This is a genomic window from Pseudoduganella rivuli (assembly GCF_009674485.1).
Classification (GTDB): domain Bacteria; phylum Pseudomonadota; class Gammaproteobacteria; order Burkholderiales; family Burkholderiaceae_D; genus Rugamonas; species Rugamonas rivuli_B.
Genome location: NZ_WKJJ01000001.1, coordinates 99,190 through 110,167 on the forward strand (window position 1 = coordinate 99,190; position 10,978 = coordinate 110,167).

Sequence of the window (10,978 nt, forward strand, 5' to 3'; positions counted from 1 at the left end):
ATAGGGCGCGCACGTGCACCTTACTGCGGGAACCGGGCGCAAACCCAGCACTCTAATGCAATTGCTAGTAACTGTCGATTAATTTCTAAATTTCACTACCCATTTCCATTATGGAAACATTAATGTGGCCGGAAAAATAAAAAAAGCAAGGCCGAAGCCTTGCTTTTTTGCTTACTGGGCTTTACCGCCCAGGGTGATTACGACTTCGACGCCAGGATGCCGCCCTGGCCCGCGCCGCTCGACAGAGCCTTCAGTCGCAGGTCGCTGTCGGTGGCCGCCAGGTCCGCCGCGCCATTCAGCTTGGTCGCGTCGAATTGGCTGATGGCGCTCGCCAAGGTTGCCACAGCGTTGTTGACGCTGCCGCCCGCATCCAGGGTCAGCGATGCGGCCGTTGCCGGCGCCGCGCTGCCGAAGGCTGCGATGGACTGCACCAGGCCGCCGACATTGCCACGCAGGTCGGAAACATCCGCCGCCACGTTGCTGCCGGAGAACCAGACGTCGGCTGCCGCATGCGATTGGCCGTCGGCGGTTTCATACGTCGACGTCATGCCGATGATGTTGCCGTTATTCAGCGACACATCGTTCTTCGCATCCAGGCTCAGGCTGGTGATGCTCAGGTCAGCCAGCGATTTCAGTTCGCTTGCATCGCTGACGCCATCGGCATTGCCATCCACCCACACTTTCAGGCTGCCGAAGGCGGCATCGGCGCTGGTCAGCTTGCCGTCGCCATTGCTGTCGAGTTCAGCCATGGCCTGGTAGCCGTTGGCGGCTTTCTCGCCGTTGGCCAGCGTCGTGCCGGAACCGAACAGTTCGGTGCCATCGTCGATGGAACCATTGCCGTTGCGGTCCAGTGCCAGCAAGCCGTCGCCGCCGCCCACCCAGCCGGTGCCAACCTTGTCGCCGGAACCCAGCATGTCGAACTGCACACCGGCGCTGAATGCCAGCGTTTCGATGCCGTTGCCGTTCAGGTCCAGCACGATCGGCGTGTACAGCGCGGTCGACAGTGCATCGATCTGGTCGGTGTTCAGGCCGGCGGTCTGCATCGTCGTCAGCGACGTCACCTGCAACGTCGTCAGGTTCGAGATCTGCAGCGTGGTCAGGCCGGCAAACTGCGCCGAATCCAGGCCGCGGATCGCCGACGTCTTCAGCGCGCGCACATCGGTGGTTTCCAGTGCCGCCAGTTGCAGCGTGGTGAGGCCGGTCATTTGCTTGCTGCTCAGCGAAGCAAACTGCACGGTCGTCATCGCGATCAACTGGTCGGTGTTCAGGCCGGCGATCTGCGTGGTCGACAGCGAAGCGATCACGTTCGACTTGATGGCCGCCACATCGTCTTCTTCCATCGCGCCGATCTGCGACGACGACAAGCCCGCGGCTTGCGTGGTGGACAGCGCCGCCACCTGCGTGGTGGACAGGCCAACCATCTGGTCCGTCGTCAGCGCGGTAATCTGCGTCGACTTCAGGCCGCCCAGCGCATTGGTCTTGATGGCCGCCACGTCTTCGGTACCCAGTGCCGCCACCGAATCGGTTGCCAGCGCACCCAGTTGCAGCGACGTCAGCGCCGCCACTTGCGTGTCGGTCAGCGAAGCGGCTTGCGTGGTGCTCAGGTTGCCGATCACCGCCGTGCTCAGCGCGGTGATTTGCTGCGTCGTCAGTTCCGTCAGCTGGCCGGTGGAAATCGCCGACAGTTGCGTCGATTTCAGCGCGGCAATCACGTTGGTCTTCAGCGTATCGATATCGTCGGACGACAGCGCGCCGATGGTATCGGTGGTCAGCGAAGCCAGCTGCGCGCTGGTCAGGCCGGCCAGTTGCGTGCTGTTCAACGCAGCCAGTTGCGACGAGCTGATGCCAGTCGACATCTGCTTGGTGGTCAGTGCGCCGATCTGGTTGCTGGTCAGCGCATCGATCTTGTCGGTCGTCAGGCCGGCCAGTTGCGTGGTCGACAGCGACGCCAGCACGTTGGTCTTGATCGCGGCCAGATCGGTTTCTTCCATCGCACCGATCTGCGCCGAGGTCAGGCCCGACGCTTGCAGCGTGGTCAGTGCCGCCACTTGCGTGGTGGAGAGGCCTTCCACCTGGTCGGTGGTCAGCGCGCCGATGTGCGTGGACTTCAGGCCGCCCAGCGCATTGGTCTTGATCGCCGCCACGTCTTCCGTGCCGAACGCGGCCAGCGCGTCGGTAGCCAGTGCCGCCAGTTGTGCCGAACCCAGCGCCGCCACTTGCGTGTCTTCCAGCGACGCGGCCTGCATGGTGCTCAGGTTGCCGATCACGGACGTGCTCAGCGCCGCCACTTGCTGCGTGGTCAGTTCAGTCAGCTGGCCGGTCGTGATGGCCGACAGCTGGCTGGACTTCAGGGCAGCGATGACGTTGGTTTTCAGCGTATCGATATCGTCGGACGACAGCGCGCCAATGGTATCGGTGGTCAGCGAAGCCAGTTGTGCGCTGGTCAGGCCGGCCAGTTGCACGCTGTCCAGGGCCGCCAGTTGCGACGAGCTGATGCCCGACGAAATCTGCTTGGTGGTCAGCGCGCCCACTTGCACGCTGGTCAGCGCCGACACCTGGTCGGTGCCGATGCCGGCCAGTTGCGTGGTCGACAGCGACGCGATCACGTTCGACTTGATGGCGGCCAGGTCGGCGTCTTCCATCGCACCGATCTGCGCCGACGTCAGGCCGGCGGCCTGCAAGGTCGTCAGTGCGGCAACCTGGTTGGTGCCCAGGCCCACCACCTGGTCGGTGGTCAGCGCGCCCACTTGCGAGGACTTCAGGCCGCCCAGCGCATTGGTCTTGATGGCGGCCACGTCTTCGGTGCCCAGCGCAGCCAGGGTATCGGTACCCAGCGCTGCCAGTTGTGCCGACGTCATGGCGCCAACTTGCGTGTCGCTCAGCGCGGCGGCCTGGTTGGTGTTCAGGCTGCCGATGACAGCCGTCGTCAGCGCCGCCACTTGCAGCGACGTCAGTTCACCCAGTTGCACCGTGGTCAGCGCGGACACCTGGCTCGATTTCAGCGACGAGATCACCGAGGTTTTCAGCGAGCCGATCGCATCGGTGGAAATCGCGCCGATGGTGTCGGTGGTCAGCGCGGCGAATTGCGCGCTGGTCAGGCCGGACAGTTGCAGGCTGTTCAGGACGGAAATTTGCAGCGACGTGAAGCCGGTCGCCACTTGTTTCGTCGTCAGCGCGCCGATCTGGTTGCTGGTCAGCGCATCGATCTGGTCGGTGGAAATACCGGCCAGTTGCGTGGTCGACAGCGATGCCAGCACGTTGGTCTTGATCGCGGCCAGGTCGGTTTCTTCCATCGCGCCGATCTGCGCCGACGTCAGGCCCGACGCTTGCAGCGTGGTCAGCGCCGCCACTTGCGTGGTGGAGAGGCCTTCCACCTGGTCGGTGGTCAGCGCGCCGATGTGCGTGGACTTCAGGCCGCCCAGCGCATTGGTCTTGATGGCCGCCACGTCTTCCGTGCCGAACGCGGCCAGCGCATCGGTGGCCAGCGCCGCCAGTTGTGCCGAACCCAGGGCCGCCACTTGCGTGTCGCTCAGGGAAGCGGCCTGCATGGTGCTCAGGTTCGCGATCACGGACGAGCTCAGCGCAGCGATTTGCTGCGTGGTCAGTTCAGTCAGCTGGCCGGTCGAGATGGCCGACAGTTGCGACGATTTCAGCGCGCCGATGACATTGGTTTTCAGCGTATCGATATCGTCGGACGACAGCGCGCCGATGGTATCGGTGGTCAGCGAAGCCAGCTGTGCGCTGGTCAGGCCGGCCAGTTGCACGCTGTTCAGGGCCGCCAGTTGCGACGAGCTGATGCCCGACGAAATCTGCTTGGTGGTCAGTGCGCCCACTTGCACGCTGGTCAGCGCCGACACCTGGTCGGTGCCGATACCGGCCAGTTGCGTGGTCGACAGCGACGCGATCACGTTCGACTTGATGGCGGCCAGGTCGGCGTCTTCCATCGCACCGATCTGCGCCGACGTCAGGCCGGCGGCCTGCAAGGTCGTCAGTGCGGCAACCTGGTTGGTGCCCAGGCCCACCACCTGGTCGGTGGTCAGCGCGCCAACCTGCGCGGACTTCAGGCCGCCCAGCGCATTGGTCTTGATGGCGGCCACGTCTTCGGTACCCAGCGCAGCCAGGGTATCGGTACCCAGCGCGGCCAGTTGTGCCGACGTCATGGCGCCAACTTGCGTGTCGCTCAGGGCGGCGGCCTGGTTGGTGTTCAGGCTGCCGATGACAGCCGTCGTCAGCGCCGCCACTTGCAGCGACGTCAGTTCACCCAGTTGCACCGTGGTCAGCGCGGATACCTGGCTCGATTTCAGCGACGAGATCACCGAGGTTTTCAGCGAGCCGATCGCATCGGTGGAAATCGCGCCGATGGTGTCGGTGGTCAGCGCGGCGAATTGCGCGCTGGTCAGGCCGGACAGTTGCAGGCTGTTCAGGACGGAAATTTGCAGCGACGTGAAGCCGGTCGCCACTTGTTTCGTCGTCAGCGCGCCGATCTGGTTGCTGGTCAGCGCATCGATCTGGTCGGTGGAAATACCGGCCAGTTGCGTGGTCGACAGCGACGCCAGCACGTTGGTCTTGATCGCGGCCAGGTCGGTTTCTTCCATTGCACCGATCTGCGCCGAGGTCAGGCCCGACGCTTGCAGCGTGGTCAGCGCCGCCACTTGCGTGGTGGAGAGGCCTTCCACCTGGTCGGTGGTCAGCGCGCCGATGTGCGTGGACTTCAGGCCGCCCAGCGCATTGGTCTTGATCGCTGCCACGTCTTCCGTGCCGAACGCGGCCAGCGCATCGGTGGCCAGCGCCGCCAGCTGTGCCGAACCCAGCGCCGCCACTTGCGTGTCGCTCAGGGAAGCGGCCTGCATGGTGCTCAGGTTCGCGATCACGGACGAGCTCAGCGCAGCGATTTGCTGCGTGGTCAGTTCAGTCAGCTGGCCGGTCGAGATGGCCGACAGTTGCGACGATTTCAGCGCGCCGATGACATTGGTTTTCAGCGTATCGATATCGTCGGACGACAGCGCGCCGATGGTATCGGTGGTCAGCGAAGCCAGCTGTGCGCTGGTCAGGCCGGCCAGCTGCACGCTGTCCAGCGCCGCCAGTTGCGACGAGCTGATACCCGACGAAATCTGCTTGGTGGTCAGTGCACCCACTTGCACGCTGGTCAGCGCCGACACCTGGTCGGTACCGATGCCGGCCAGTTGCGTGGTCGACAGCGACGCGATCACGTTCGACTTGATGGCGGCCAGGTCGGCGTCTTCCATCGCGCCGATTTGCGCCGACGTCAGGCCGGCGGCCTGCAAGGTCGTCAATGCGGCAACCTGGTTGGTGCCGAGGCCCACCACCTGGTCGGTGGTCAGCGCGCCCACTTGCGAGGACTTCAGGCCGCCCAGCGCATTGGTCTTGATGGCGGCCACGTCTTCGGTGCCCAGCGCAGCCAGGGTATCGGTACCCAGCGCTGCCAGTTGTGCCGACGTCATGGCGCCAACCTGCGTGTCGCTCAGCGCGGCGGCCTGGTTGGTGTTCAGGCTGCCGATCACCGCGGTGGACAGGACCGCCACTTGCTGCGACGTCAGTTCACCCAGTTGTACCGTGGTCAGCGCGGACACCTGGCTCGATTTCAGCGACGAAATCACCGAGGTTTTCAGCGAACCGATGGCGTCGGTCGACAGCGCGCCGATGGTGTCGGTGGTCAGCGCGGCGAATTGCGCGCTGCTCAGGCCGGACAATTGCTGGCTGTTCATCGCCGCCAGTTGCGACGACGACAGGCCGGTCGCCACTTGCTTGGTCGACAGCGCGCCGATTTGCACGCTGGTCAGCGCGCCAACCTGGTCGGTCGTGATGCCGGCCAGTTGCGTGGTCGACAGCGACGCGATCACATTCGACTTGATGGCGGCCAGGTCGGCATCTTCCATCGCGCCGATTTGCGCCGACGTCAGGCCGGCGGCCTGCAAGGTGGTCAGTGCGGCTACTTGCGTGGTGGAAAGGCCCACCACCTGGTCGGTGGTCAGCGCGCCCACTTGCGTGGACTTCAGGCCGCCCAGCGCATTGGTCTTGATCGCCGCCACGTCTTCCGTGCCGAACGCGGCCAGCGCGTCGGTAGCCAGTGCCGCCAGCTGTGCCGAACCCAGCGCCGCCACTTGCGTGTCGCTCAGGGAAGCGGCCTGCATGGTGCTCAGGTTCGCAATCACGGACGAGCTCAGCGCAGCCACTTGCTGCGACGTCAGTTCACTCAACTGTCCGGTGGAAATCGCCGACAGTTGCGACGATTTCAGCGCCGCGATCACATTGGTTTTCAGCGTATCGATATCGTCGGACGACAGTGCGCCGATGGTATCGGTGGTCAGCGACGCGAATTGCGCAGTGGTCAGGCCGGCCAGCTGGACGCTGTCCAGCGCCGCCAGTTGCGACGAGCTGATGCCAGAGGAAATCTGCTTGGTGGTCAGCGCGGACACTTGCAGGCTGGTCAGCGCCGACACCTGGTCGGTGCCGATGCCGGCCAGTTGCGTGGTCGACAGCGACGCGATCACGTTCGACTTGATGGCGGCCAGGTCGGCGTCTTCCATCGCGCCGATTTGCGCCGACGTCAGGCCGGCGGCCTGCAAGGTCGTCAGTGCGGCTACCTGGTTGGTGCCCAGGCCCACCACCTGGTCGGTGGTCAGCGCGCCCACTTGCGCGGACTTCAAGCCGCCCAGCGCACTGGTCTTGATGGCGGCCACGTCTTCGGTGCCGAAGGCGGCCAGCGCATCGGTGGCCAGCGCGGCCAGTTGTGCGGAGCCCAGCGCGGCCACTTGCGTGTCGCTCAGCGATGCCGCCTGCATGGTGCTCAGGTTGGCGATCACGGCGGTGCTGACGGCGCCCACTTGCTGCGTGGTCAATTCGCCCAGCTGGCCGGTCGTGATGGCGGAAATTTGCGACGATTTCAGCGAAGCAATGATGTTCGTCTTCAGCGTATCGATATCGTCGGACGACAGCGCGCCGATGGTGTCGGTGGTCAGCGAAGCGAATTGCGCGGTGGTCAGGCCGGCCAACTGCACGCTGGTCAGCGCAGCCAGTTGCAGCGTGCTCAGGCCGCTGGAAACTTGTTTCGTGGTCAGTGCGGAAATTTGCAGCGACGTCAGCGCATCGATCTGGTCGGTGGAAATGCCGGCCATTTGCGTGGTCGACAGCGACGCGATCACATTCGATTTGATGGCGGCCAGGTCGGCATCTTCCATCGCACCGATTTGCGTCGACGTCAGGCCGGCAGCCTGCAAGGTCGACAGGCTGGCGACTTGGGCCGTGCTCAAGCCATCCACCTGTTCCGTGCTCAGCGCGGCCAGTTGCGACGATTTCAGGCCGCCGAACACCGTGGTGGTCAGCGCGCCAATACCATCGGTGCCCAGGGCCACGATGGAATCCGTATTCAGTGCGGCAATCTGTGAAGATTTCAGCGCCGCGACTTGCGCGGTATCCAGCGCGGCAATGTCACTGGTGCTGAAGGAGGCCGACAGTTGCGCCGTAGTCAGCGCGCCCATCTGTGCCGTGGTCAATTCGGAGACCTGGGACGACGTCAGTGCATCGACCTGGTTCGTGGTCATGGCCGCCAGCGCGGAAGTCTTCAAGCCGGGCAAGGCGCCGGTATCGAGGGCGATGATGCTGTCACTGGTCAGTGCGCGCGCCTGCAGCGTATTGATACCGCCGATTTGCGTGGAATCCAGCGCCGCGACCTGCGACGTTGTCAAGCCGGCCGCGACTTGCGCGGTGCTCAGGTACCCCATCTGCGACGACGTCAGCGCGGACACCTGGTCGGTCGACAAAGCCGCGAGCTTCTCGGTACCCAGTGCAGCGATGTCCTCGGAAGTCAGCTTGGTAATTGTGAGCGTACTCAGACCAGCAATCTGACTGGAACTCAGGTTTGAAATAATGCTAGCCACTTCCATTCTCCTTGTGAAGGACACCGTCCCCGACGGTGCCGCGTGTGCCGGTCAATTGCCACGAACACGAATTGATGCTTGGAACAAAAAAAACTTGGAACAAAACTTGGACAGTCAGTCAGCGCAACGGCAAGGCATCACCCTTGCCGTTGCGTAAGACTTGCCTTATTTGGCAGCCAGAATACCGCCCTGCCCTGCACCGCTGGACAGTGCCTTCAGACGCAGGTCGCTGTCGGTGGCCGCCAGGTCTGCCGCGCCATTCAGCTTGGCCGCATCGAACTGGCCAATCGCTGCCGCCAGGGTCGCCACGCTGTTGTTGGCGCTGTTATTACCGGCCTCCAGCGTCAGCGAACCGCTCGCCACCGGCGCGGCGCTGTCGAAGGACGACATCGACTGCACCAGGCCGCTGACGTTGCCGCGCAGGTCGGCAGCACCTGGCGTCACGTTGCTGCCGGCGAACCAGACGTCGGCTGCCGCGTGGGTCTGGCCATCGGCGGTTTCGTAGGTGGACGTCATCCCCACGATATTGCCGTTGTTCAGCGACACATCGGACTTGCCGTTCAGGTTCAGCTTGCTGATGTTCAGGTCTGCCAGCGATTTCAGTTCGCTTGCATCGCTGACGCCATCGGCGTTGCCATCCACCCACACTTTGAGGTTGCCGAAGGCGGCATCCGCGCTGGTGATGGCGCCGTCGCCGTTGCTGTCCAGTTCAGCCAGGGCTTCGTAACCGTTGCCGGCTTTCTGGCCGTTCGCCAGGGTGGTGCCGGAGCCGAACAGTTCGGTGCCATTGTCGATGGAACCATTGCCGTTGCGGTCCAGGGCCAGCAAGCCGTCGCCCCCGCCCACCCAGCCGGTGCCGACTTTGTTGCCGGTGCCCAGCATGTCGAACTGTACTGCCGCGCTGTACGACAGCGTGTCGATGCCGTTGTTGTTCAAATCCAGCACCAGCGGCGTGTACAGCACGGACTGGAAGGCGCCCAGTTGCGCGCTGCTCAGGCCGGCAACCTGCGCCGACGTGATGGCGCACACTTGCGTGCTGTTCAACGTGGCAATCTGCGCCGTGCTCAAGCCGCCGATCTGCGACGACGACAGGCTGCGGATCGCGTTGGTCTTCAGCGCAGCGATGTCATTGGTTTCAATCGACGACAGTTGCAAGGTCGACAGGCCGGCCAGCGAGCTCAGCGCGCTGAACTGCGAGGTGGTCATCGCCACCAGCTGGTCGGTCGTCAAGCCCACCACTTGCGTGGAAGACAGGCCGGTGACCACGCCGGTCGACAGGGCCGCCACATCGGCCGCCTGCATGGCAGCGATGGTCGCGGTCGACACGCCGGCAAATTGCGCGCTGGTCAGCGATGCGAATTGCGTGGTCGACAGCGCCACCATCTGGTCGGTCGTCAGGCCCGCCACCTGGCTGGACTTCAGGCCGGCAATGGTGCTGGTCTTCAGGCCGGACAGTTCGGCGGTCGCGATGGCGGCCAGCGCATTGGTCGACATCGAAGCGATTTGCGCGGAGCTGATGGCCGCCAGCTGGTCGTCGTCGAGGCCCGCCACTTGCACACTGTTCAGTGCGGCGATGGACGCCGTGCTCAGCGCGCTCACTTGCGACGTGCTGAACTGGCCGATCTGGTCGGACGTCAGCGCCGCCACATGCGAAGTCTTCAGCGAAGAAATCACCGCGGATTTCAGGCCGCCGATATCGGCGGTTTCAATCGCCGCAACCGTCGTCGATGCCAGCGCAGCGAACTGCGAGCTGGACAGCGCGCCAATCTGCACCGAATCAAAGGCCACGATCTGCGCCGACGTCAGGCCGGAACCCACTTGCAGTGTGGTCAGCGCACCGATCTGCACGGTGGTCAGCGCATCGACCTGTGCCGTCGTGATGGCGGCAATCTGCGTCGTGGTCAGCGCGCTGATCACGTTCGACTTGATCGCGCCCAGGTCGGCGTCCTGCATGTTGGCGATCTGGTTGGTCGTCAAACCAGCCGCTTGCGCCGAGGTCAGGGTCGACACTTGCGTGGTCGACAGCGCCACCACCTGGTCGGACGTCAGGCCGGCCACTTGCGACGATTTCAGGCCTGCCAGTGCGGCAGTCTTGATCGCGCCGATGTCGTCGGTCGAGAACGTTGCCAGTACATTGGTGGCCAGCGCCGCCACTTGCGTGGAGTTCAGCGCACCCACCTGGGTGTCGCTCAGCGCGGCGCCTTGCGACGTGGACAGGTTCGACAGGATCGTGGTCGGCAGCGCGGCGATCTGCGTGGTCGACAACTGGCCGATCTGGTCCGTCGTCAGGCCCGCCACTTGCGACGATTTCAGCGAGGAAATCACCGAAGTTTTCAGCGTGTCGATGTCAGCCGTGGCAATCGCGGCGATCGCATTGGTGCTCAGCACGCCGAACTGCGCGGTGGTCAACGCGCCCAACTGGAGGCTGTTCAACGTCGCGATCTGGGCCGAATTCAGGCCGGAACCCACTTGCAGCGTAGTCAGCGCGCCGATCTGCACGGTGGTCAGTGCGTCAACTTGGTCAGTCGTGATGGCATTGATCTGCGTCGTCGACAGGCCGGAAATCACGTTCGATTTCAGCGCGGCCAGGTCGGCGTCCTGCATGTTCGCCACCTGGTTGGTGGTGAGGCCGACAGCCTGTGCCGAGGTCAGCGTCGACACTTGCGTGGTCGACAGCGCCACCACCTGGTCGGACGTCAGGCCGGCAACTTGCGACGATTTCAGGCCGGCCAGTGCGGCCGTCTTGATCGCGGCGATGTCATCGGTCGAGAACACGGCCAGCACGTTGGTCGGCAAGGCCGCCAGTTGGGCCGAGTTCAAAGCGGCCACTTGCGTGTCGCTCAGCGCGGCGCCCTGCGTGGTGCCCAGCGTCGACAGGATGCCGGTCGACAGTGCGGCCACTTGCGTGGTCGACAGGTGCGCCACCTGGTCGGTGGTCAGGCCTGCCGCTTGCGTGGATTTCAGGGCCGCGATCACGGTGGTGGTCAGCGTATCGACGTCGGCCGTGGCAATCGCGGCAATCACGTCGGTGGCCAGCACGCCGAACTGGGTGCTGGTCAGCGCCGCCAGCTGGACGCTGG

The 10,978-nt window shown here is 64.2% G+C and carries 2 protein-coding genes; both read right to left on the reverse strand.

Going from position 1 to position 10,978, the window contains the following annotated elements:
• Nucleotides 1-197: 197 nt before the first annotated feature.
• Nucleotides 198-7,898: an SPM autocatalytic domain-containing protein gene (locus tag GJ700_RS00500; protein WP_154370700.1), complete on the reverse strand. Its 7,701-nt coding sequence runs from the start codon at nt 7,896-7,898 to the stop codon at nt 198-200.
• Between the two features lie 165 nt (nt 7,899-8,063).
• Nucleotides 8,064-10,978 (reverse strand): beta strand repeat-containing protein (locus GJ700_RS00505; protein WP_195763727.1); only part of this gene is annotated, 2,915 nt, incomplete at its 5' end.